20 protein-coding genes and 1 riboswitch are annotated in these 23,597 nt (G+C 34.9%); of the genes, 9 read left to right on the top strand and 11 right to left on the bottom strand.

Annotated elements, in window-relative coordinates:
- Positions 1 to 3: 3 nt before the first annotated feature.
- From L3049_RS20410 to L3049_RS20400, 3 genes are all read right to left on the bottom strand, one after another.
- Complete coding sequence (locus tag L3049_RS20410) at positions 4 to 663, bottom strand: riboflavin synthase (RefSeq protein ID WP_275111691.1); 660 nt, start codon at positions 661 to 663, stop codon at positions 4 to 6.
- A 40-nt stretch (positions 664 to 703) separates the two neighbouring features.
- Entirely contained in the window at positions 704 to 1,810 is a 1,107-nt protein-coding gene (ribD, locus tag L3049_RS20405; RefSeq protein ID WP_275111690.1) for a bifunctional diaminohydroxyphosphoribosylaminopyrimidine deaminase/5-amino-6-(5-phosphoribosylamino)uracil reductase RibD, read from the bottom strand.
- 113 nt (positions 1,811 to 1,923) lie between these two features.
- A riboswitch (FMN riboswitch) is annotated at positions 1,924 to 2,038 on the bottom strand.
- Between the two features lie 169 nt (positions 2,039 to 2,207).
- Positions 2,208 to 2,453, bottom strand: coding sequence for a hypothetical protein (locus tag L3049_RS20400; protein WP_275111689.1), 246 nt, complete (start codon positions 2,451 to 2,453; stop codon positions 2,208 to 2,210).
- 213 nt (positions 2,454 to 2,666) lie between these two features.
- On the opposite strand from L3049_RS20400, the gene L3049_RS20395 reads away from it, so the two are divergent.
- The 6 genes from L3049_RS20395 to L3049_RS20370 all read left to right on the top strand — a co-directional run bounded on the left by L3049_RS20395 (position 2,667) and on the right by L3049_RS20370 (position 7,870).
- Positions 2,667 to 3,002, top strand: a complete 336-nt coding sequence (locus tag L3049_RS20395) for a GTPase (protein ID WP_275111688.1) — start codon at positions 2,667 to 2,669, stop codon at positions 3,000 to 3,002.
- A gap of 19 nt (positions 3,003 to 3,021) precedes the next feature.
- A complete protein-coding gene (gene era, locus L3049_RS20390) occupies positions 3,022 to 3,543 on the top strand; it encodes a GTPase Era (RefSeq protein WP_275111687.1) in 522 nt (173 codons plus the stop codon).
- A gap of 69 nt (positions 3,544 to 3,612) precedes the next feature.
- A complete protein-coding gene (gene der, locus L3049_RS20385; protein ID WP_275111686.1) occupies positions 3,613 to 4,920 on the top strand; it encodes a ribosome biogenesis GTPase Der in 1,308 nt (435 codons plus the stop codon).
- A gap of 130 nt (positions 4,921 to 5,050) precedes the next feature.
- Positions 5,051 to 6,310, top strand: a complete 1,260-nt coding sequence (locus L3049_RS20380) for a tetratricopeptide repeat protein (RefSeq protein WP_275111685.1) — start codon at positions 5,051 to 5,053, stop codon at positions 6,308 to 6,310.
- A gap of 225 nt (positions 6,311 to 6,535) precedes the next feature.
- Positions 6,536 to 7,264 (top strand): hemerythrin domain-containing protein, encoded by a 729-nt coding sequence (locus tag L3049_RS20375; RefSeq protein WP_275111684.1) that lies wholly within the window; start codon positions 6,536 to 6,538, stop codon positions 7,262 to 7,264.
- 12 nt (positions 7,265 to 7,276) lie between these two features.
- The gene (locus tag L3049_RS20370; RefSeq protein WP_275111683.1) at positions 7,277 to 7,870 is read left to right on the top strand and encodes a response regulator transcription factor; all 594 of its coding nucleotides are present in this window, start codon (positions 7,277 to 7,279) and stop codon (positions 7,868 to 7,870) included.
- On the opposite strand, the gene L3049_RS20365 is transcribed toward L3049_RS20370, so the two are convergent.
- From L3049_RS20365 to rlmH, 3 genes are all read right to left on the bottom strand, one after another.
- Positions 7,871 to 8,647: an MBL fold metallo-hydrolase gene (locus tag L3049_RS20365; RefSeq protein ID WP_275111682.1), complete on the bottom strand. Its 777-nt coding sequence runs from the start codon at positions 8,645 to 8,647 to the stop codon at positions 7,871 to 7,873.
- Between the two features lie 10 nt (positions 8,648 to 8,657).
- Positions 8,658 to 12,323: an ATP-binding protein gene (locus L3049_RS20360; protein WP_275111681.1), complete on the bottom strand. Its 3,666-nt coding sequence runs from the start codon at positions 12,321 to 12,323 to the stop codon at positions 8,658 to 8,660.
- 130 nt (positions 12,324 to 12,453) lie between these two features.
- Positions 12,454 to 12,927, bottom strand: a complete 474-nt coding sequence (rlmH, locus tag L3049_RS20355) for a 23S rRNA (pseudouridine(1915)-N(3))-methyltransferase RlmH (RefSeq protein WP_275111680.1) — start codon at positions 12,925 to 12,927, stop codon at positions 12,454 to 12,456.
- A gap of 278 nt (positions 12,928 to 13,205) precedes the next feature.
- Here rlmH and L3049_RS20350 point away from each other — a divergent pair, with 278 nt between their 5' ends.
- Both L3049_RS20350 and L3049_RS20345 read left to right on the top strand, forming a co-directional pair.
- Entirely contained in the window at positions 13,206 to 13,607 is a 402-nt protein-coding gene (locus tag L3049_RS20350; protein ID WP_275111679.1) for a DUF4783 domain-containing protein, read from the top strand.
- Between the two features lie 266 nt (positions 13,608 to 13,873).
- A complete protein-coding gene (locus tag L3049_RS20345) occupies positions 13,874 to 15,199 on the top strand; it encodes an ammonium transporter (RefSeq protein ID WP_275111678.1) in 1,326 nt (441 codons plus the stop codon).
- Positions 15,200 to 15,302: 103 nt separating this feature from the next.
- On the opposite strand, the gene L3049_RS20340 is transcribed toward L3049_RS20345, so the two are convergent.
- The 4 genes from L3049_RS20340 to L3049_RS20325 all read right to left on the bottom strand — a co-directional run bounded on the left by L3049_RS20340 (position 15,303) and on the right by L3049_RS20325 (position 20,248).
- Positions 15,303 to 16,811: a glutamine synthetase family protein gene (locus tag L3049_RS20340; RefSeq protein ID WP_275111677.1), complete on the bottom strand. Its 1,509-nt coding sequence runs from the start codon at positions 16,809 to 16,811 to the stop codon at positions 15,303 to 15,305.
- Between the two features lie 516 nt (positions 16,812 to 17,327).
- A complete protein-coding gene (locus L3049_RS20335; RefSeq protein ID WP_275111676.1) occupies positions 17,328 to 18,113 on the bottom strand; it encodes a DUF6515 family protein in 786 nt (261 codons plus the stop codon).
- Positions 18,114 to 18,328: 215 nt separating this feature from the next.
- The gene (locus L3049_RS20330; RefSeq protein ID WP_275111675.1) at positions 18,329 to 19,657 is read right to left on the bottom strand and encodes an NAD(P)/FAD-dependent oxidoreductase; all 1,329 of its coding nucleotides are present in this window, start codon (positions 19,655 to 19,657) and stop codon (positions 18,329 to 18,331) included.
- A gap of 240 nt (positions 19,658 to 19,897) precedes the next feature.
- Complete coding sequence (locus tag L3049_RS20325; RefSeq protein WP_275111674.1) at positions 19,898 to 20,248, bottom strand: RidA family protein; 351 nt, start codon at positions 20,246 to 20,248, stop codon at positions 19,898 to 19,900.
- 110 nt (positions 20,249 to 20,358) lie between these two features.
- Here L3049_RS20325 and L3049_RS20320 point away from each other — a divergent pair, with 110 nt between their 5' ends.
- Entirely contained in the window at positions 20,359 to 20,724 is a 366-nt protein-coding gene (locus tag L3049_RS20320; protein ID WP_275111673.1) for a hypothetical protein, read from the top strand.
- Between the two features lie 71 nt (positions 20,725 to 20,795).
- On the opposite strand, the gene L3049_RS20315 is transcribed toward L3049_RS20320, so the two are convergent.
- Entirely contained in the window at positions 20,796 to 23,417 is a 2,622-nt protein-coding gene (locus L3049_RS20315; RefSeq protein ID WP_275111672.1) for a valine--tRNA ligase, read from the bottom strand.
- Positions 23,418 to 23,597 lie beyond the last annotated feature (180 nt).

Genomic DNA, 23,597 nt, shown 5'->3' with positions numbered 1-23,597 from the left:
TTATTAAGCAAAGCCATTTTCTTTCAAAAAATTCATCGAAATATCAGATTTTTCAGCCTTTGCTGATTCTTCATCCTTATGAAACATGAACTTCTCAATATACTTGGCAGTCATATCGCATTCTAAATTTACGAGGCTCCCGATTTTCTTCGAAACTAAAGTTGTATCATCCTGAGTCAAAGGAATAATTGAAACCTTAAATTGCTTATCATCCACATAAGCTACAGTCAAACTGATTCCATCAATAGCAATTGATCCCTTTTCAATCACATATTTTAGAATGTTTTTAGGAGCTGCAATACTCACCCAAATCGCATTATCATCCTTAGTTTGAGAAATAATCTCACCAAGCCCGTCAACGTGTCCGCTTACCATATGACCACCCATTCTATCACCAACGCGAAGTGCTCTTTCTAAGTTTACCCGAGCGCCCTCTTTTTGCTGATGAAAACTTGAACGATTCATTGTTTCCGGCATCACATCAGCAGAAAAACCATTTGAGTTAAAATCTACAACTGTCAGGCAGATACCATTAGTTGCAATACTATCGCCTAGCTTTACATCATCCATGATTTTATTGGCAGCAATACTCAATCGAATTGAGTTTCCGCCTTTTTTCATGGCTTTTATATGTCCTATTTCCTCTATTAGTCCTGTAAACATCTCTACAAATATCAGTTATCAGTAAACAGTTGTAACTATTTTACTTCTTTATAATTTTCCCGGTCAGCATCAGATCATTTCCAAGCTGTTCTATTTCTATATTCTCTAATTCGATAGCATCCTTCATCTTTTCAATTCCTTTTCCTCCTACCGGAGTTTTTGCTTCGTAACCTCCAATTATTTTGGGAGCAATATAAGCGTGTACTTCATCAACAACTTGGGATTCTAAAGCAGCATAATTAAGCGTTGCTCCGCCTTCCAAAAGAATACCATCAATTCCTTTTTCTCCAAGTTTTGCCATTAAATCTTTCAGCTCAACCCTTCCATTGCTGGATTTTATCTTCAAAACCTCATTCCCTAACGCTTCTATCGCCTCTAGTTTCTCTGAATCCGCAGCTTCTGTAACTGCCAAAACTGTCTTCGCAGCTTCACAAGAATTTAATATTTTTGAATCCAACGGAATTCTAGCTTTACTGTCCACTACAATTCGAATTGGATTTCTTCCTTTTTTATCTCCTGTCAATCGAGTTGTTAGAATGGGATTATCGGCAATCACAGTATCTACTCCAACCATAATCGCAATCAACTCATTTCTTAATTCATGAACTTTAGCTCTTGATAATTCATTAGAAACCCAACGTGAATCACCAGTGTAAGATGCAATTTTCCCATCCAGAGTCATCGCTGTTTTCATAACCATGTAAGGTGTTTTAGTTTGAATAAACTTCAAAAACACACGATTCATTTGTGCTAATTCTGCACTTAAAAAATCCGATTCAACTTCAATGCCATGTTCTTGTAATAGCTTAACTCCTCGACCAGAAACCAAAGGATTCGGATCTAACATGCCAATAACCACACGTGCAATTTTATTATCGACTATGGCTTGAGCACATGGTGGTGTTTTTCCATAGTGAGAACAAGGTTCTAGTGTCACATACATGGTAGCACCTTCAACTGGTTCTTTTGCAGAACGAAAAGCATTAACCTCAGCATGCGGACCACCATAAATCTCATGGTAACCTTCACTAATCACTTTATTATCCTTTACAATTACAGCACCTACCAAAGGGTTAGGGTTTACACCTCCGCAACCTTTTTTAGCCAAATTGTAAGCTAACTGCATGTATTTATAATCTTTACTCATTCGCATAAAAACAAAAAGCCCTGAACAGTTTAGTAAACTATTCAGGGCATCTATTATAGGTATAGCCAAATGGTGATAATCACCAATGACATGAATTAATCAAATTGAATGCTTGTTTTCTTCTTCCATCCAGACTTTACTGTCGGTACTGGAATCACACCAGTTCAATCTTTCGATTCGCGGACTATCACCGCCGGTCGGGAATTTCACCCTGCCCTGAAGAAACAATAAATATTTTAAACAGAGGTATTAGCTCTGATTCTGCTACAAATATAAAGTTTTAGGAATTAAAAACAAACCTAGTTCACAAGCCTATTTATAGAATTTAAAGATTCTTAACGAATCCTTTACCATCAAAAATAAATAGTAGACCTTTTTCGTAAAGAATAAAATTTATTTAGAGCCAAAAGAACAAACCGAAAAAAAGCAACATAACAAAAACTCCTGCATTTTGCAGCCAAAATATATAGGTAATCCGTTTAGCCAAAACGACTGTGTCAATATCTTTTTTTATAGCTCTTCTTAATCTCCTACTGTATGTTATATTAAATTTTCTTTTTAATCTAAACGCTTCAAACATCGCTAAACCATTCAAAACGGTTCCTATCAAAAATACGATAAGCAATATGTGGTTTGTTTCCATTTAAGCAATTTTTCATCATGATCATTCTAAATTAAGAATAATTAATCATAAAACCCCAGACTACGAATTAAACTTTGAGCTAAAAGATATCAATTTAAGCTATTTAAATCACTTTTTAAAAAATTCCATCTTAATGAACAGCAGACATTTTCGTAAATGGCATTTAAATTTCTATCTTTGCAAAAATTTTTAAATCACTAAATTGGAGTACATATGCCTCATAAATCAGGTTTTGTAAACATCATTGGTAATCCTAATGTTGGAAAATCGACCTTAATGAATAATTTGGTTGGAGAGCGAATTTCAATTATTACTTCGAAATCGCAAACGACCCGCCATAGAATCAAAGGAATCGTTAACGGAGACGATTTCCAGATTGTATATTCAGATACACCAGGTGTATTGAAGCCAAATTATAAGCTTCAGGAATCGATGATGAAGTATTCAACTTCGGCATTGGTTGATGCAGATATTATTCTTTATGTAACTGATGTTGTTGAGACCATCGACAAAAATGAAGAGTTTTTGAAAAAAGGTACAAAATACTGACATTCCGGTAATTTTGATCTTGAATAAGATTGACTTAACCAACCAAGATAAATTGGTTGAAATGGTAGAAGTTTGGAAAGAAAAGCTTCCAAAAGCTGAAATTTGCCCAATGTCAGCCAAAGAAAACTTTAATGTTTCCAATTTATTTAGTCGTATTTTAGAGTTGCTACCTGAAGCTCCTCCTTATTTCGCTAAAGATGAGGTGACAGATTTACCATCTCGTTTTTTCGTGACTGAGATTATCAGAGAAAAAGTTCTAATGAACTACGATAAGGAAGTACCTTATAGTGTTGAGGTGGAAGTTGAGGAGTATAAGGATGAGCCAAAGATCATTAGAATCATGGCTGTTATAAATGTTGAAAGAAGCTCACAAAAAGGAATTATTATTGGGCACAAAGGTGCTGCTTTGAAAAAAGTAGGAACGGATGCCCGAAAAGATATTGAAGCATTCTTTGGAAAGAAAGTATTCTTGCAACTCTATGTAAAAGTTGCTAAAGATTGGAGAAGTAAAGACTCAAAACTCAAAGGATTTGGATACTAGAATCCGTAAAGAGTTTGTTTGAAATTGAATAAATATTACACGCAGAGATTGCGTTAGAAAAATAAAATAATGGGCAATATAGTTGCAATTGTAGGTCGTCCAAATGTTGGAAAATCTACACTCTTTAATCGCTTGACAGGAACTCGTAAGGCGATTGTAAATGAAACTGCGGGTGTAACTCGTGATAGAAATTACGGTAAGGCCGACTGGAATGGAACAGAGTTTTCATTGATCGATACAGGTGGTTTTTCAGTTAACTCTGATGATATTTTTGAAGAAGAAATTCGTAAGCAGGTGATGTTGGCAATTGATGAGTCAGATGCCATTCTTTTCGTTTTGGATGTTCAGCATGGTTTAACAGATTTTGATCAGGCTGTAGCTAAAATTCTTCGTCGTACTAAGAAAAAAGTATATGTTGTAGCCAATAAGGCTGATAATAGTGAATTGATATATGCTGCGAATGAATTTTATTCATTGGGAATAGGTGATTTGGTTTACCCAATTTCTTCGGTCAATGGTTCGGGAACAGGTGATATGCTTGATGCACTAGTAGCTGATTTCATCGAGAAACCAGAAGAGGATGACATGGATTTACCTCGTATTGCCTTTGTAGGTCGTCCAAATGTTGGAAAATCATCAACTGTAAATGCTCTGTTAGGTGTTGATAGAAATATTGTAACCGATGTTGCGGGTACGACTCGTGATTCAATTCATACACGTTTCCAAGGATTTGGGCATGATTTTATCATGGTAGATACGGCTGGTGTTCGTAAGAAACCAAAGGTAAACGAAGATCTGGAGTTCTATTCTGTGATGCGTTCTATTCGTACGATTGAAAGTGCTGACGTTTGTGTTCTAATATTAGACGCAACCCGTGGTGTTGAAGCTCAGGATTTAGCTATTTACGATATGGTTATCAAGAACCGTAAAGGGTGTGTGGTGATGGTAAACAAGTGGGACCTTCTTTCTAAAGAAACCAATACGATGAAGGAATTTGAAGCTGATATTCGCAAGCGCTTAGCTCCTTTTAACGATGTGCCTATTGTCTTTACCTCTGCTGTTGAGAAAGTTCGTTTGATTAAGGTGCTTGAAAATGCCATTACGGTATACGAAAACCGTGTACGTAAGATAAAGACTTCGGAGTTGAATAAAGTGATGTTGAAAGCAATTGAGAATTTCAGACCACCAGCAGTCAAAGGAAAATTCATACAAATTAAGTATGTATCTCAATTACCAACTTTTGCTCCAACTTTTGCGTTCTATTGTAATCTTCCACAGTATATTCGCGATTCATATAAGCGTTATCTTGAAAATCAAATTCGTGATAACTGGGATTTTACCGGAGTTCCAATCCAAATTTTTGTAAGAAAGAAATAAATTGCTACAAGTAGCATTTCCATTGGCCGATTCAGAAATTCTGAATCGGCTTTTTTTGGCTTAGGATGAAAATAATTTTTGTAAACTAATATTTTAGTTACATTTATATTGTAATCCTAAAACCCAAAACATGAAACATATTATTCTGCTTTTATTATTTTGCACAGGAATGTGTGCTACTCAAAGTTTTTCTCAAAAAAACCAAAAGGTTGACCAACTCTTGTTTTCGGGACAGTATACCGAGGCAATACCACTTCTTGAACAAATGGTACAAAAGGACAATGCAAACAGCAAATTATATTTTCGTCTTGGTAAAGCCTATCAATTCCTAAATAAAAATAGTTTAGCAAAAGACAACTACCAAAAAGCTTACAAAATAGATCCAAATTCAACAGCCACTCTAATTAATTTAAGCGGCTGTCTTTACGCTCTTGGGAATTATCCTGATGCAGAGAAAATACTTATTGAAGCCAAATCTAAATCACCAAACAATTATCAAATAGGGATTCTCTTGGCTAAAACATTTGCCATTCAAAACAAACATCAAAAAAGTCTAGATATTTTTCTGGAATTGAATGAACGCGACACTTTAAACCCATATATATACAAACAAATAGGAAGTTTAAAAAAGAAAAAACTAGACTACATTGGCTCTTTAGCAGCCTATTTGAAGGCCCACGAACTAAATCCTAAGGATCTTTCAGTACTAACACATATCATTCAACTATTTTATGAAATGGCAGGCTATCAGCAAGCTCTTGAGATGGCCAATAAAGGTTTAGACACTTATCCGGGCAATAGTCTTCTACTAAAGAAAAAAGCTCAAGTATTAATTGGTTTGGAATGGTACGAAAATGCCTTAAGCATATTAAAAGATTTAAAACAAAACAAGCAACTATCTTTAGCAGAAAACAAACAGCTTGGAATTTGTTACATGCAAACCAAACAATACGAGCAAGCAATTAAATCTTTTTACGATTGTGGAGAAACTTTTGAAAAAGATCCAATGATTAATTTTTACAATGGTGTTTGTTATGCCCGATTAGAACAACACGAAAAAGGGATTACCTATCTTGAAAATGCGATATTCTATGTCACACCAACAATTGAAGCAGCAATGCATTTGTACTTGGCAAAATCGTACGGCACAACACGCCAATTCCAAAAGGCTATTGACGCATATAAAAAGCATTTAGAGTTAGATGACAAGGACCCCAATGTCTATTATGAAATTGCAACAACTTATGAAGAATTTGGTGATAATAAAGACAAAGCTTTAGCTTACTACACTATGTTCATCCAAAAATCAACCGACAAAGACGATGACAAATATGTATATGCAAAGTCTCGCATATTGCACATCAAAGAGAAAATTCATTTTCAAAAGTAAATACCAAGATATAGGTATTGCAGCACATATCAAGATACCTAATTTTGTATGCATAAAACATGCTCGAGATAACTGATCCCAAATGAAATTCAAAAATCTTTTGCCATAAGATTCTATTTTTAGTGTTATAACTCATTTGGTTTCAGTTTTCGATTGCATTCTACTTTACTTTCTTCGGAAATCTCCTACTTTTTATTAATTTAGATTGATTAAACGAAACAAGCTATGCATATTAAAAAAGAAATGAAGCTGGCGGATGTAATTCAGTTAAATTACATGCTAATTCCAGTAATACATCGTTTTGGAATAAATTTGGGTTTTGGCGACAAAACTGTTGCCGCAGTATGCGAAGAAAATGAAGTCGACTTAAACTTCTTCTTGCAGCTTGTTAATGCTTATCATGATAAAGATTATTTTCCGAAAGAGGAATTGCAATCAATTCCATCAAAAGATATCGTTACCTATCTGAAAATGACCCATTCAAGCTATTTGAATGAGAAGCTTTCAGAGATTGAAGATTTAATAGAAGCTTTGCAGCACACCGAAACTGAGGATGAGAAATATATCTTGCTGATTAGGAATTTTTATGAAGGTTATAAAAATGAATTAACTGAGCATATTATGCATGAAGAAGAAGTCGTTTTTCCTTATGTTTTGACTGTAGAGGAGATTTGCAAGGCAGGAGTTATTTCGGAAAAGAACCAGAAAATTTATGATTCTTTTTCTATCTTAAAATATCAAGATGCGCATGATGATGTTGAAGAAAAATTGATGGATTTAAAAACCATCATGATAAAATATCTGACACCTCCACTAAATACAAACTTGTACCATAAAATTATTCAAGATTTATTCAAGCTAGAAGAAGACTTAAATTATCATTCAAGAATTGAAGACAAGGTGCTAACACCAAAGGTTATATTAATGGAAAAATCGATCAAAAACCTACTTTAACTCTCTACCTAAATGGCTAGATCTACTATTTTAATTGCTGAAAATTCATTTTTGATTCGAAAGGGACTTCGATCGACTCTTCATAGCCTGGAGAATACGGAAATAGTCCAATCTATCGATAATAAGGATGACGTGTGCAAAATTGTAAATCAAATAAAACCTGACATTCTGATTATCAATCCAGAATTGCTACCAACGAATTGCCCCGACTTAAAGAGAAATTTTAAAAATGGAAATAAACTTTCCTTGATTTTAATATCAGATCAAAAAAATATAAAGGAAGAACTAAAGGCAGATGGTTACATCCATTATTTGGATGGAAAAAATACAATTCTTGATTTATTACAAGAAATCCTGAACGAAAAAAATCAAAATTCAATAACCGATAAAAATGCTGATGTCATTAGCGCAAGAGAAAAGAACATCCTAAAGCACATTGCCCTGGGATTAACAAACAAAGAGATTGCTGATCAATTATTCATCAGCATTCACACCGTGGTTACTCATCGCAAAAACATTACTCAAAAGTTGGGAATTAAATCGGTGTCTGGACTTACTGTGTATGCAATTTTACACAAGCTTATTTCCATGGATGAAGTAAAATAATTACAAGTCTATTTCTACTCCAGCCTCTAAATTAAGAGTCTTAAAATATTTTTTAAATTCATCTTGTACCGCAAAACTAGTACAATGGGTTGCCCCCAACAATTCAAGTTTTTCTTTCTGAAAAAACGCTACTGTTTTCTGAAAAACATCGTCTATCTTTTTCAAATGAAAACCACCCAAAACCGCATAAACTTTATTTTCTCCACAAACCTCTTTCGCATAAGAAACCGTATTGCATATTCCTGCATGAGCGCATCCACTTAAAACAATTAAGCCCTTTTCACTTTTAATTGCAACTGCAGAATCATCCATTACAAAATCGGGCGAACCATCACCTAAAGTAAATGTTGTTACCAGTGCTTCGAAGTTGTTTTTACGAGGTATTTCTCCCAAAAAGACCATCTTATCGTTTAGCCAATAAGGTTCCTTAGATTCTTTTAAATCAAATCTAGCTGAAATTTCATCTCTTGACATTCCCAAACCAACGGGAGTTTTACTTTCTTTTCTGAAACGTAGAGCAAATGAATTTGGATGTGTAATTAAAGACTTCCCAAAAATACTTTTCAGACCATCACCATGATCCCAATGCCCATGACTCAAAACTACCGTTTCTATTTTAGACAAATCGATATTCATCTTCTTGGCATTTTCCAGAAACAAACCATTTGGTCCCAAGTCAAATAGTATTTTCTTTTCAGAACCAAGTACTGCAGAAAAACCATGAACATGTGCAAATCCTTCTTTTGCAGTATTGTCAACCAATATTGAAATCTTCATATCTTAGATTCTATTTTTTAGGAATTCTTACAATGAAACAAGAACCTACGCCTTGCTCTGATTCTACAAAAATACTCCCCTTCGCATTTTCAATAATATTTTTCACGATTGACAAGCCAAGTCCCATTCCACTTGATTTTGTTGTGAAATTAGGTGAAAATAATTTTCCTCTTATTTCATCATTTATCCCAGAACCATTATCAATTACACTCACCTGATAATCCGATGTTCTTTCTTCTAGTTCCATTACAATCTGCCCATCGTTTCCTTCAGGAATTGACTGTATTGCATTATTTATGAGGTTTACAAAAACTCGAACAAACTGTTCTCGATCAACAAAAACGTTCGCTTCCTCTATCTTGTTCAAATCCAGTTTCAGATCAAAATCATCATTCTTGAAAAGATTAATAACATGCTGAAGAATTTCCACAAGATTTAAATCTTCATTCTTTGCCAATGGCATTTTTGCGAAATTAGAAAATGCTGTTGCAATAGATGATAATGCATTTATTTGTTCAATTAAAGTTTTACTTACCCGATTAAAATGAGTTTCCCAATTAGGTGTCTTTTCCTCGTAACGTTTCTGCAAAAACTGAATACTCAACTTCATTGGCGTTAAAGGATTCTTTATTTCATGTGCAATTTGTTTTGCCATCTCCCTCCATGCCGATTCCCTTTCCGAACGAGCCAAACGTTTCGCACTGTCTTCTAACTCTATCAACATTTGGTTATAATCTTTAACCAAACTGCCAATTTCATCATTTTTAGCATATTCAATCTGCTCTCCATACGAACCATAGCGTGTAGCCTTTATACGATTCTGAATCAATCGAAGCGGGTAAGTAATTTTATTTGAAATAATAACGGAAAGAAAAATAGCCAGTAAAATCATCAAGACATGAAGATTAACTCCTGCCAAAACCAGATTAAACATTTCTTTTTCCAGTTCCTGACTTTTTAGAAAATAAGGTAAGTTTACGTAAGCGATGGTTTTGTTATTATCATCAACAATAGATTCGTAAGCCGACAAATAAGACATTCTTCCTATTCTCTCTTTATGAATAAAATGAGTTCGTTCTTTAAAATAGAGCTGATAATAGGCAGCAAAATTCATTTTGCGCTCCTGCAGTTTTTCGTCAAAAATCTCAGGCCTAGAAGAAGATAATAAACTACCTGAAAGATCGTATAGATGGATATCTGCGAAAATTAAATTGGATAATTGCCTTAATCGATCGGTTAGTTCTTCTTCTGAAATTTTGCCCTTATTCTGCAATAGATCACCAACAACCTCTCTTTTAACAAGCTCCAATTTCTCCTGCAAATTTCTATTATTGGTATCCTTAGCCTGATTTATATTATAATAAACCGTTCCTCCACCAAGCAAAACAAAGAAGAGCATTAACAAGCCAATAATAGAATATTGAATTCGGTATTTAAAACTCAAATTAAACCGATGATGCAGTCTTATTTTTTCAAATGACCAAATCAAAAATCCAAAAAAGTAAAAAACAACAAAAATATACGGAATCGTAACCACTCTATCATACCATGATATCGATGGACAACTCACCACCACGGCATTATTATCAAATTTGTAAATCAAATGATCATAGTCATCAACTTGTTTCCAAAAAAGTTCCTTTGTACTTTCTCCAAAACCTGCACTACTCATGAAATAGTTAAATTTCCCCGAAGAGGTAATTAACTTTCCATCTTGATACTTCCCATAAGAATAATCGTTACTCAAAGGACGTAAATCAATCTTTTCATCAAGCAACAAATCAGGATAACCTAAACCTTCATCTCCAACCTTAGAATCGAGACGCAGATATATGTTTATTTTACCGAATCGAATGGTCGGTTTTGTAATCACCCCCAAATAAGAAACCATTCCATCGAATTCATTTAAATAGTAAAAATCACTATTCGGAATTGGCTCTCCATTTTTTGCAATCATCTCTTCAAAAAACTCAAAACAGTTTCTGACTTGATCATCAGGCTCTATAGTTAAGTCATCATACTGATTACAAATTGTAACTTGTAGATGATACTGCTCCCAAAATCCTTTAAAATATTTATTTTGGATGTAATTTTGAATCTCTAGCTCATGCTTAAAAGGTCTTTTACACATGAAGCTAAGAATCGAGTCTTGATCTATTCGTTTTTGAATATCCATTAAAAAGGATTCGGAAGTAGGCTCGTATTCCGTAGAAAGGTTCATTGCTGCCACTTGTCGATCTTGCTTCTCTTTCTCTCCCGAATGATAATTAATTCGGTTTGTAACAAATACAGAAACCCCTAACAAGAGAATAACATACAAAGAATATCTTCCCCCAGATTCTTTCTGATAATTTATCAAGCCCAAAACAAATACCAAAAGAACAGGAAATAGGCTAACAACAAAATCTATTTTGATTGGATTTAAGAAATAGATGAGTGCACTAAAAATGATTGAAATGGGAAGAACAATCGCTAAATATTTTTTTAAATTCCATTCATTCTTAGAGACTACAGCTATTACATTAGCGATTTGACCTAAAGAATAAAATAGAAATACTAAAACTAAAAAACCTACAAAAACGAAACCACCTTCATCTTGAAAAACAAACATTTGCAAGCTAAAACTAGAATCGAGCACTAAACTTTCAAATTGAATGGTAATAGCATAATAAAGGCTATAAAGAAAGATTAGATGTATGACTAACCAAATTATTATTCTTGCTGAGTTATTAGGCTTAAAGAAATCATTTTTCAGTAAAAATCTGGAATAAGTGTAAACAAACACAAATAAGAAAAGTGCATTTAAAACAAAATCACCAAGCGAAGGAAAAAAGAAAGAGCTCGCAAACAGAACTGGAGAAAAAATTTCCAAATTTGAGAAGACCTCTGGAACTCCCCACAACAACATAAAATACCTGCACAAGAGCAAACTTAAGCCCCATACAAAAAAACCTATAAAGCCTAATTTAGGATCTTTTATCTTGCGTAACAAAAGGCTTATAAAAAGTAGTCCCGATAAAATGGCCAAGAAGTAAAGAATTCCAATACCATTTTGTCCTGTTCGCTCTCCAAAATTACCTTGCGAATGGTATAATGAAAACAAATAATCGCCACTAACATTACTCACCTGTAAACCTTTTTCAGGATTTAAAGAAATGTCAATTTTATGTGGTATTTGAAGATCAGGGCCAAAATGATTTTTTAGAAATTTATTCTGAAAAGGATAGGTTTTTTTTAGCAATAAAAATCCATACAAATCAACAGAATCTAATTGTTGCTTTTGTTTGTAGTAATAACCATCCTGCAATTTAACAACCAAAGACTGGTCCTCATCCAAGTCTCTTTTCTCTGGCAATAAAAAAGAATTATCACTCCAAAAAATCAAACTATCTTGCTGGTATGCAATCAGAACAAATCCATCCTTTTTAAGATCTTTTTCGAACTCTGTGAAATTCTGATACTTACGAAGAACACCATTTTTATCTGCAATAGCACTCTTTAACTCCCCAAGATCTTTATGAAGTAGCTTTTCCTTTTTCTCAAATACTTGCTGCGTATGATTTGCCACTTTCAATAAGCGATCATTACTTCTAAAATAAAAATCGGCAGAAAAAGCCAACAGAAAAAATACTAACGAGAAAATCGCTAGAAAATATTTGGGCAATTTATTTTTCATCTGTTGATATATTAGGCATATATAATGACAGTCAAAGAAATGCGATGCATAAGCAGAATATTTATTATTTTGTATGCAGTACAAAATTCATGCTAAACACTTCACAAATTAGCATAATTAGTTTAAAGCATCAAACATGGTGATAAGGTTCACCTTTAATAATAGTCATAGCTCGATACAACTGCTCTGTAAAAATCATCCGAATCATTTGATGAGAAAAAGTCATTTTAGATAAGGACACCTTTCCCTGAGCTTTGCGATAAACATCATCGGAAAATCCGTAAGGTCCTCCAATCACAAAAACTAATTTTTTTGTACCTCCAATCATTTTTTGCTCAATAAACTTTGAGAAAGCAACAGAAGAAAATTCTTTTCCACCCTCATCGAGTAAAATAAGGTGATCACCTGCTTTTACTTTATCTAAAATTAATGCTCCCTCTTTTTGTTTTTGCTGATTTTCAGATAGATTTTTCGTATTTTTTATATCTGGAATGATATTTATTTCAAAAGGCAGATAATGAACCAAGCGTTTTTGATATTCTTCGATTCCATTTTTCACAAAATCCTTATCTGTTTTCCCAATTACCAAAAGAATTATTTTCATATCGTCACAATTTCATTTTTCATTCGCTAATATCTCACAACTAAACTACAGAGGCCTTATTGCTCCCCCTAATGCCTGTACAAATATAAACTTGATTTAGCTCATTAAAAAGAGATTTCTGAAGGTTTAAAACTACAATAATCAGCAATCTCTATCCATCATAAAGATCAATTATAGCAGTATAAATAAGAAGAGATTCATATTTTTTTTAACTTGCAGTATGTTTTTCGCACAGTATTTGTGTAAAGGTATATGATATTAAATTGAAATTTATTCATATGAGATTTATAAAATACATATTAACAGGAATATTCTTCCTATTCGTTTGCTCTTCAACTGTAAGTTCTCAAACTCAAAATGAGTTGCCAAGAGAATTAATTACTGCCTTTAAACAAGGCAATAGTATTAGTTTGTCGAATTTCTTCGGAAATCGAATTGAATTATCGATTGAAGACAAAGAAGCTATTTATAGCAAATCACAAGCAAAACAAATCATGGCAAAATTTTTCAGAGAATATCCTCCTACAGATTTTAAGAAAAAACATACAGGAGGAAAACCCGGAGCTAATTATGTCATTGGTGATTTAATAACTAAAAAAGGTAAATTCCGAGTCAACTTCTTAATAAAAAAGAACACTGGAAAATTTGTCATTCATCGGTTGAACATCGAAAAAAATTAAAAAGTAAGCTCCAATTTATGGAGCTTTTTTTATACCCTATTCTGCCAAATACATTTAAATCACAAAATAAATAAAATTCAAACAGTGCGCCTTAAATATGGGGTAGTCCACAATTAAAATGCATTAAAAACAAACTCAACCCCTATTCCAAATTAGGTTAGTTGTATTTTTTATTCTATTTTTGAAGCCAAGCGTATTATTTGACGGACTACAATCCATAATCACACCAAACGGATTTTGTACATTTTTTTAAAATGATTATTGTGATGAAGAACAATAGAAAGTGGCTTTATGCCTTCTTGCTACTTATTGTAGTGTCGATTATTGGAATTTTTATTCCAGGTGTGGAATTTGGAGTTAGTGATCCAAATATTGTTTCAGGTGATGTAGCATGGATGTTAACATCAACAGCTCTCGTTCTCTTAATGACTCCAGGGCTTGCCTTCTTCTATGGAGGAATGGTAGATCCTCGTAATATTATTTCAACAATACTTCAAAGTTTTGTTGCAATGGGTATTGTTAGCATGATTTGGGTTACCATTGGCTTTAGTCTTGCTTTCGGAGACAGTATTGGTCCTGAAGGTTTTGGTCTTGTCGGCAACCCTTTAACATATCTCATGTTTAAAAATGTTGGTGGTTCAACTCATCCAGAAATGGCCCCAACCATTCCATTTGCACTCTTTGCTTTGTTTCAGCTTAAGTTTGCCATCATCACTCCTGCATTAATTACTGGATCATTTGCAGGTAGAGTAAGATTTAGATCTTACATGATTTTCATAAGTCTTTTCACAATATTTATATATGCACCACTTGCACACTGGACTTGGCATCCAAATGGGTTTCTTCGCAACATGGGCGTTTTAGATTTTGCCGGTGGAACAGTAGTTCATATGTCGGCAGGTTTTGCAGCCTTGGCAGGAGCTATGTTTTTAGGAAAAAGAACAAAATCGAAATACAACGAGAAACGATCAAACATTCCATTTGTATTACTAGGCGCAGGAATGTTGTGGTTTGGTTGGTTCGGCTTTAATGCAGGATCTGCACTCGAAGCCTCATCAACTGCAGTTTTAGCATTGCTTAATACCAATACTGCATCAGCAGCAGCAATGTTAACTTGGATTTTCCTTGATGGCGCAAGAGGACACAAACCTTCTGGACTTGGAGCTGCAATTGGATTGGTTGTTGGGCTAGTTGCCATTACACCAGCAGCAGGATTTGTTACTGTTGGCGCATCCATTACCATTGGAGTTGTTGCATCAATTGTTAGTAATTATGCCATTACATTACAAGGAAAAACTTCTCTTGATGATACCTTAGATGTATTTCCTGCACACGGAATGGGTGGAATTACAGGAATGCTTTTAACTGCTGTTTTTGCACATGAAGTTGGACTTGTACACGGAGAAGTAAGAACTTTTCTAATGCATATTTTGGCATTAATCATTGTTGGCATATTTACATTTGGTGGTTCTTACTTACTTTACTGGATAACCAATAAATTTGTAAGCCTAAGAGTATCAGAATATTCAGAAAACAAAGGATTGGATGTCACTCAACATGACGAATCTTATTCTTTTGCATACAAAGAATAACAAAAAGGTCCCGCAACTCTCGTTGCGGGACCACCCCCATATAAAAATCTAATCTTATAGAATTCACTGGCAACCATCCCTTGCCAGCGCTTAATAACAATTGCTACATACAATGAATGTAAGTATCTACAATCTCCATTATCTTATCTACATTCCCAAGAATTCGATCATTTAACCCATTATCTTCATATAATTTTAAGTTTTTAACAACAGCATCTACAGATCCCTTTGGGAATACTCCATTGCGTTCAAAAACTTCTCTTTTTTCTAATAAACAATCTGCACTCTCCCAACAACAAGTTGGCAATTGCTTTAAGGCATCTAATTTTTCTTTGTAGTCCGGTGCAAAAATATCAACATCAGCATACAAATCTTCAGCCATCTGCAATGAGTTATCCATCTCTAAACCGTGCTGTCCTGCAACAATTAATCCAGCCATTAAAGAATAAATATCAGCCGAACCATCTGGCACTCTAAATTCGAATGTCTGCTTGCTCGAGAAATCTCTAGGATCAGCAGGCTCGCATGGATTTACACTCTTGATCATGTCAGAAGCGCCAACCCATCCTAATGGTACACGTACCAATACAGAGCGGTTACGATCACCCCAGCATACGTAAGTAGGAGCCTCTTGATGAGGAACCAAACGTAAGTATGAAGTTGGAATTGTGTTACCAAAAGCAGTTAATGGTCCGGCAAGATCCATAATTCCAGCAATACCTTTTTTAGCTGTATCGCTTAATTTGCCATTCTCAACACATAGGTTTTGACCATCTTTTTCAAGCATCATGTGAATATGAAGACCTGATCCGGCTTTACCTACAGTAATTTTTGGAGCCCAGCTTACTAGTGCTCCTTCGCGAGCTGCCAGCATACGAACAATCCACTTACCAATTAATAATTGATCAACAGCATCCTCTGCTTCAACTGGGATAAATTCAATTTCGTGTTGCTCGTAACCATCTTCGCGTAGAATGAAGTTACCAACCTCAGAATGACCATATTTAATTTTACCACCACACTGAGCAATAAGTACCATTGCCTCGCGACGTAGGTTCTCCCACTGAGTAAATGGCTGAGAATCATGATATCCTTTTTGATCTTCACCAGGATAAAGTTCTGCTTTAGTACTTTTGATATAGTACTCCAACTCACCCATTGCCTTAAAAGTCATTCCTGTTTTTTCTTTAAAACAGTTGTGTGCTTTTTTAAGAATATGCTCTGGTGCACTTTCTAAAGGCTCACCTTGAGCTGTATAGAAAGAACAAAGGATATCTAATGTTGGAACTTCTGAGAATGGATTCAGGAAAGCAGTTTTGAAACGTGGTATCACGTATAAGTCACTTGAGCCTGCCTCAATAAATGGGAAAAGGCTTGATCCATCAACACGCTCACCTGTACTTAGAATATTGTCTAAGTGGTTGCGATCAGTTATAATAAAGTTTAATGTCTTTAATTTACCGTCGTTAGCAACGTAACGAAAGTTGATCATCTGAATGCCATTTTCTTCGATGTAACGAATCAAATCCTCTTTTGTGAATTCATTTGGCATTTTCTGTAAGTACTGAACCAGTTTGTTTGGATCCATTAAATACTCATCCCTTGTCATCATTATGTCTGTTTTAAATTGTGTGTTGTTGTTTTAATAAGCTCTTGTAGGATAAAATAGCCTAGTTTCGATTGATTTTCCAAACAGAATAAGAAAAACAAAAGCACTCACTATAAACACAAATAAAACCAATAAAATCAACAGATACAGAGCTAAAAAGACATTTTTACCAGCTCTAAAAAAACTGTTCTACAACAGATTTACGTAAACGTTTTCGAAGCTAAAAAAGTCTTTTTTTTAGAACACCCCCTCAAAAGGATATACTGCCAGAAAATAAGCTCATTTTTTATTAGAACAAGTCCCATATTAAACCCAGTACAAAACCCACAATAAAATACTTAATTTAAAAACACCCCATTTTCAACCACCCAAGGCCTAAAACGTCATTTTTCACAAGGAAAGGGTGTAGTTTTGCATTTTTTTGAAGTCATTTTATGACTTTTGCACAACTACACCCCCTTATTTTTACTTTTTTAAAGTCATGTCATTTTACATACTGTTAAATTACATGCAATTTTATTAAAATCGGAAAGAAAGATGTAAACCAGAAGGTGCATTGACCAATCTAAACCCTTTTCTCTGCTTCACAAAACAAACCTCTCCATTTGTATAATAAACACCTCCACGGTGACTTACTTGATGACAATTATCTGGAACATATGAGAAATAAGTTGAACTTGGTGCTTCAACTAATACATATCCTACCTCAGGATAAAATCTATAATAATCTCCATTTAAATAATAATAGTCTCCATGACGGTGATTAATAATTACAGGCTCACTTGCAAATCGGATAACCACATTTCCATATCGATCATGGTGATAACAATTGTGCCCATGATTATTATAAAAATGCCTGTATCTAGAATGAGGTCGAATTTGCCTTTTGTGATTGTAATGACTGTATCGATCCCCACTATAATGATGACTTGAATGACCATACGACTTATGTCCATGGGAATTATGCCCGTAAGATTTATGCTTTTTGCTACGATACACATTTCGATCATTATGGCGATTCGAATGAGTCTTTGCATAGCGATCATGCTTCTTGTGCGAATCATATTTCTTATGCTTCTTACTTACACGATCTTTATTTTGATTCGAATGAGTTGAATAGTTACTTCGATTGTATTTCTCTTTTCTATCATACTTTCTCAATCGATCTGTCTTATTTCTTTCCTCATAACGAACTTTATTGTCCTTTTGAGATCTTCTTTGTGCATTTACATTTGATGTAGAAACCGCAATTGCCGAAACCAATACTATACTGGCTACCAACTTATATATCTTAGATGTTCTCATGGCGTTTATTTTAATGTGTTAAGCCAAATAAACCTTTAATCTAGGAGAGACTACAGCTATCTGCAACATTCTCAATATGGCTATTACTAATGTCATCCTATGGTAGGGATGAATCCTTAAAATCAAGTACCGGTATACTTTGACTGATTAGAAGCAAAGCCTGTGCCAAAAATTAAAAAAGCACCGATCTCAATGAAATCGGTGCTTTTAAAATTCTAATTTATTTCAACTTGATGTTTCTTTTTACTTGCCCTATCTGTAAAACTTCTCTTCTTAGGTCTTATCAGAACTCTTAAAGATTGATCAGAAGTGAAATAATTCCAAACCCAATTAATAAGAATAAAAAAACGGTTCTTTACACCAACTATAGCCATCAAGTGAACAAACAGCCAAAGTATCCAAGCAAAAAAACCTTGCATTTTTACTCCAGGCAAATCAGCTACAGCTAAATTTTTTCCGATGGTTGCCAATGAACCCCTATCCTGATAATGAAATGTCTTCCACTTTTCACCCTTCAACTTATTCTTCAGGTTTTTAGCTAGATTACTTGCTTGCTGCAAACCAACTTGAGCAACCTGAGGGTGTCCATTTTGGAAATCGCCTTCTTTTTGAATTGACAAATCTCCTATGGCGTAAACATTATTTAAGCCAGCCACCTTATTATACAGGTCAACTCGAATTCGACCACCTCGTGAAGCTGCAAATTCTGATATCCCTTTTATGGAACGTGCAGTTACACCCGCAGCCCAAACTAAAGTATAAGAATGAAATACTTCTCCGTCAGCAAGCTTAATTTTTAAACCATCATAATCAGCAACACGAGCTTCTGTTTTTACAATAACACCTAGCTTTTCTAAATATGCTTCTGCTTTTTTAGAAGCAACTTCAGACATGCCGTTCAACAAACGATCCGAAGCTTCAAACAAATACACATTCATTAAGCTGAAATCCAACTCAGGATAATCTTTGGGCAATATTTCCGATTTCATCTCAGCCAAAGCTCCAGCTAGCTCAACTCCTGTGGGTCCACCACCAACCAGAACAATATTCATATAATTCGCCGCTTTATCAGGATCCGATTCATTTAGCGCCTTTTCATAATTTCTAAGAATGGAGTTTCTAAGAAAGATTGCCTCAGAAACTGATTTCATAGGGATAGCAAACTCTTCAATATTCTTATTTCCAAAGTAATTTGTATCTACTCCTGTTGCCAAGACCAAATGATCATAGCTTAGCTTACCTAATGTGGTATAAATTTCCTGAACATTAGAATCCACTTCCAACAAATCAGCCATACGGAAATGCACATTACTCTTCTTCTGAAAAATCTTACGCAGAGGAAATGCAATAGAGCTGGGTTCCAAACCTGAAGTTGCCACCTGATAAAATAAAGGTTGAAATTGATGAAAATTATTTCTATCAATCAGCACTATCTGGTATTTTGTGTTAGCCAATTGTCGGGCTAGTTTTAAGCCTGCAAAACCACCACCAATAATCACTACTCGGGTTTTTCCATTTTCAGGAATGTGCTTAATCGTATCCATACTAATTCTTTTTTTACTTGAAAAGTTTACTTAAAATTATCTTAAGTCTCCCTATTCGGATTTAAGACTCTTTTATCTTTTGCAAATTAAAGAATTATTTCTTTATTATCCTAGCTCATGAATAAACACAACCGTTTTCATAAAAAAGTTTTATAGGTTGATAGATGAAATAGATACAAAAAAATCCGAAATGCATCTAAAATACATTTCGGATTTAACTTTATACTTTACTGTTACTCCTTACTTTTTCGCAGCAATTACCGACATCTCAACCAATAATTCCGGGCGCGCCATACGAGCTTCAACACAAGCGCGAGCTGGCTGAAAACCTTCTTCTACCCATGCGTCCCAAACTTCGTTCATAGCTGCAAAATCTTTCATGTCGCGAACATAGATTGTAACAGAAAGGATGTGTTTCTTATCAGAACCAACTTTCTCCAACAACTCTTCTACTTTCTCAAGAGTAGTGATTGTTTGTTCCTTTATATCGGTATTAGCATCCTTAGCTGTTTGACCACATAAATATATCGTATTGTTGTGTTCTACAATGCGGCTCATTCTCGGTGTCGAATCCATTCTAGTTATACTCATCGTGTTTATTGTTTTAAAGTTAATAGCAAGCGCGAAGGTAATAAATCATCATTTATACAAAGATTTATTAGTATCTTCATAAACGGTCATATTCAAAGAGATACAAAATCATGAAAATAATCACGTCTGTTCTGATCCTACTTCTTGGATTTTCATCCTGCAATGCCAGCAAAAATGACACACCAAAATGTGATATACAAAACCCATTTGAAGAGTATACCTGGCTAAAAGAAATAAAAGAGTCATTAAAAGATTCTGATGTTGAGAAGACGATTTATCAAGCTACTTATAACAAACAAATCGTTTTTTATTTAATGGTTACCGACCCAAGAGTTAGGTTGGCTTTTGGAGTAACTCTATGGGATAGCGACGGAAAAATTGTCAGAAAATTCAAATCTAACGAATCTGAGGATTACGAAAAGCTTGTCACAAATCGAATTGCCTTGTACAAGCATCTCCCCGATAAAAAAGAATAAACTTAAATTTATGATACAAGAAAAGCGTCACTCCTAAGAATGACGCTTTTATAATATATCTTATATGAGAATTACTTCATGCTAGCGATACGGTCTTCTAAAACTTTGATTTTAGCTTCTGCATCAGCCATTTTCTTTTTCTCAATCTCAATCACTTTTGCGGGTGCGTTATTTACAAAACGCTCATTGCTCATTTTCTTCTGAACTGACATCAAGAAACCTTGCGTATATTTCAACTCATCTTCCATCTTTTTAATCTCTTCTTCTACATTAACAAGATCTCCAAGAGGAATGAAATACTCAATTGCATTTACAATGAACGACATGGCACCAGCCATTTCACCATTTGCAGTTGAAATCTCTTTTAAGTTACACATTTTAGCAACCACACAATCGAAAGAAGCATCGTAATTGTCTCCTTTTGCTTTGTAGTTCATTTCCAAAACTTCCTTAAAGGCAATATTCTTTTGCTTACGGATGTTACGAACAGCTACAATTACTTCTTTCACCTGATCAAATTTTGCTAACAAGTCAGCATCATAAGAATCTGGTTTCGGCATAACTGATACCATGATACTATCCTCTTCAGAACGATCGGCTAGTAATTGCCAGATCTCCTCAGTTAAGAAAGGCATGAATGGGTGTAACAATTGCATCAACTTCTCGAAAAGAGCAACAGTTGAATCGAAAGTTTTCTTATCGATTGGCTGCTGATAAGCTGGCTTCACCATTTCTAAATACCATGATGAAAATTCATCGCGGAATAAAGTATAAACAGTCATTAAGGCCTCGCTAATACGATATTGTTTGAACTGCTCATCCAATTGCTCCATCGTGTTATTCAAACGAGCATGGAAAACTTCAGTTGCAATTCGTGCATATTCTGGTTGTTCGATATCTGCAACTTCCCATCCTTTAACCAAACGGAATGCATTCCAAATCTTAGTCGTAAAGTTACGTCCTTGCTCCGGTAAATTCTCGTTGAAAAGCAAGTCTCCTCCAGCAGGAGAACACAATAACATACCAACACGAACACCATCAGCACCATATTTCTCAATTAGATCTAATGGATCTGGAGAGTTACCCAATGATTTAGACATTTTACGACCTTGCTCATCGCGAACAATACCCGTCAAATAAACATTAGAAAATGGCTTTTCACCTTTGTATTCATATCCTGCAATTACCATACGAGCAATCCAGAAAAATAGAATATCTGGTCCTGATACCAAATCGTTAGTTGGATAATAGTATTTGATCTCCTCATTTTCAGGATTACGAATACCATCGAATACAGAAAGAGGCCACAACCAAGAAGAGAACCATGTATCTAGTACATCCTCATCCTGACGTAAATCTTCTGATTGATATGTCTTTCCTGTTTTAGCCGTAGCTGTAACAAGAGCTTCTTCAATTGTTTTGGCAACTACATAACCACCTTCTGGCAAGTAGTAAACCGGAATACGCTGTCCCCACCATAACTGACGAGAAATACACCAATCCTTAACATTTTCCATCCAATGACGGTAAGTGTTTTTGAACTTAGCCGGGTGCAATTGAATATCGTCATTCATGACATGCTCCAAAGCTGGCTCAGCCAATTCCTTCATATTAAGGAACCACTGCATACTCAACTTAGGCTCAATAACAGCATCGGTACGCTCAGAGAAACCAACTTTGTTCACATAGTCTTCAACCTTAACTAAGTTTCCTGCTTTCTCTAAGTCCGGAAGAATCAAATCACGAACTTCGAAACGATCTTTACCAATATAAAGCTGTGCCGCTTCACTCATGGTTCCATTATCGTTAAAGATATCGATAGACTCTAGGTTATGACGGTCACCAATTTCATAATCATGAATATCGTGAGCAGGCGTAATTTTCAAAGCACCTGTACCAAACTCCATATCTACGTATTCATCCTCGATAATAGGGATAGAACGATTTACCAATGGTACGATACAACGCTTACCTCTTAAATGAGCAAATCGTTCATCTTTTGGATTGATACAAACTGCTGTATCACCAAGAATTGTTTCAGGGCGAGTCGTCGCAATCGTAATATACTCCTCGCTACCTTCAACCTGATATCTTAAATAGTAAAGTTTTGATTGTAATTCTTTGTGGATTACCTCTTCGTCGGAAACAGCTGTTTGCGCCGATGGATCCCAGTTTACCATACGAACACCGCGATAAATCTTTTCTTTATTATAAAGATCAATAAATACATCGATTACTGAATCGTATAAAGACTCATCCATTGTAAAAGCAGTACGCTCCCAATCACAAGATGCACCTAATTTCTTAAGTTGCTCCAAGATGATTCCACCGTGCTTTTCTTTCCATTCCCAAGCATGTTTCATAAACTCATCGCGAGTAATATCTTCCTTAGAAATACCTTCTTCTCTCAGTTTATTTACAACTTTAGCTTCGGTAGCAATAGAAGCGTGATCGGTACCAGGCACCCAACAGACATTCTTTCCCTGCAATCTGGCTCTGCGGACCAATACATCTTGAATCGTATTGTTCAGCATATGCCCCATGTGTAAGACACCGGTGACGTTTGGTGGCGGTATTACAATTGTATACGCCTCTCTCTCGTCTGGTACAGAGTGGAAGAATCCTTTATCCATCCAATACTTATACCACTTGTCCTCCGATTCTGCAGGATTGTACTTTGTTGGGATTTCCATTTGTTAACTATATTTTATTAATTCTAGATTTTCAAAAAAATTTGGCTCAAAATTACGAAATTCTGTCGGATATTACTTCACTGAATGACAATAAAATGAGGGAACATGTAAATATGAGAATTTCAAAGATTAATAGATCAAAAATAAGCCTTGGGACTTCCTAAAGGTCAGTTTTTTAAA

Origin of the sequence: Labilibaculum sp. DW002 (assembly GCF_029029525.1) — a bacterium.
In the GTDB taxonomy this organism is placed as follows: domain Bacteria; phylum Bacteroidota; class Bacteroidia; order Bacteroidales; family Marinifilaceae; genus Paralabilibaculum; species Paralabilibaculum antarcticum.
This window is presented reverse-complemented; position numbering and strand designations above follow the sequence as displayed.

What these genes read in the sequence shown, in the direction of transcription:
- L3049_RS20375 (WP_275111684.1), top strand. Translation starts at nt 6,536, where the DNA reads ATGCATATTAAAAAAGAAATGAAGCTGGCGGATGTAATTCAGTTAAAT.
- L3049_RS20350 (WP_275111679.1), top strand. Translation starts at nt 13,206, where the DNA reads ATGAGATTTATAAAATACATATTAACAGGAATATTCTTCCTATTCGTT.
- L3049_RS20315 (WP_275111672.1), bottom strand. Translation starts at nt 23,417, where the DNA reads ATGGAAATCCCAACAAAGTACAATCCTGCAGAATCGGAGGACAAGTGG.
- L3049_RS20400 (WP_275111689.1), bottom strand. Translation starts at nt 2,453, where the DNA reads ATGGAAACAAACCACATATTGCTTATCGTATTTTTGATAGGAACCGTT.
- L3049_RS20325 (WP_275111674.1), bottom strand. Translation starts at nt 20,248, where the DNA reads ATGAGTATAACTAGAATGGATTCGACACCGAGAATGAGCCGCATTGTA.
- L3049_RS20330 (WP_275111675.1), bottom strand. Translation starts at nt 19,657, where the DNA reads ATGGATACGATTAAGCACATTCCTGAAAATGGAAAAACCCGAGTAGTG.
- L3049_RS20345 (WP_275111678.1), top strand. Translation starts at nt 13,874, where the DNA reads ATGAAGAACAATAGAAAGTGGCTTTATGCCTTCTTGCTACTTATTGTA.
- ribD (WP_275111690.1), bottom strand. Translation starts at nt 1,810, where the DNA reads ATGAGTAAAGATTATAAATACATGCAGTTAGCTTACAATTTGGCTAAA.
- L3049_RS20380 (WP_275111685.1), top strand. Translation starts at nt 5,051, where the DNA reads ATGAAACATATTATTCTGCTTTTATTATTTTGCACAGGAATGTGTGCT.
- rlmH (WP_275111680.1), bottom strand. Translation starts at nt 12,927, where the DNA reads ATGAAAATAATTCTTTTGGTAATTGGGAAAACAGATAAGGATTTTGTG.
- L3049_RS20365 (WP_275111682.1), bottom strand. Translation starts at nt 8,647, where the DNA reads ATGAAGATTTCAATATTGGTTGACAATACTGCAAAAGAAGGATTTGCA.
- L3049_RS20335 (WP_275111676.1), bottom strand. Translation starts at nt 18,113, where the DNA reads ATGAGAACATCTAAGATATATAAGTTGGTAGCCAGTATAGTATTGGTT.
- L3049_RS20360 (WP_275111681.1), bottom strand. Translation starts at nt 12,323, where the DNA reads ATGAAAAATAAATTGCCCAAATATTTTCTAGCGATTTTCTCGTTAGTA.
- L3049_RS20395 (WP_275111688.1), top strand. Translation starts at nt 2,667, where the DNA reads ATGCCTCATAAATCAGGTTTTGTAAACATCATTGGTAATCCTAATGTT.
- L3049_RS20410 (WP_275111691.1), bottom strand. Translation starts at nt 663, where the DNA reads ATGTTTACAGGACTAATAGAGGAAATAGGACATATAAAAGCCATGAAA.
- L3049_RS20320 (WP_275111673.1), top strand. Translation starts at nt 20,359, where the DNA reads ATGAAAATAATCACGTCTGTTCTGATCCTACTTCTTGGATTTTCATCC.
- L3049_RS20370 (WP_275111683.1), top strand. Translation starts at nt 7,277, where the DNA reads ATGGCTAGATCTACTATTTTAATTGCTGAAAATTCATTTTTGATTCGA.
- L3049_RS20340 (WP_275111677.1), bottom strand. Translation starts at nt 16,811, where the DNA reads ATGATGACAAGGGATGAGTATTTAATGGATCCAAACAAACTGGTTCAG.
- der (WP_275111686.1), top strand. Translation starts at nt 3,613, where the DNA reads ATGGGCAATATAGTTGCAATTGTAGGTCGTCCAAATGTTGGAAAATCT.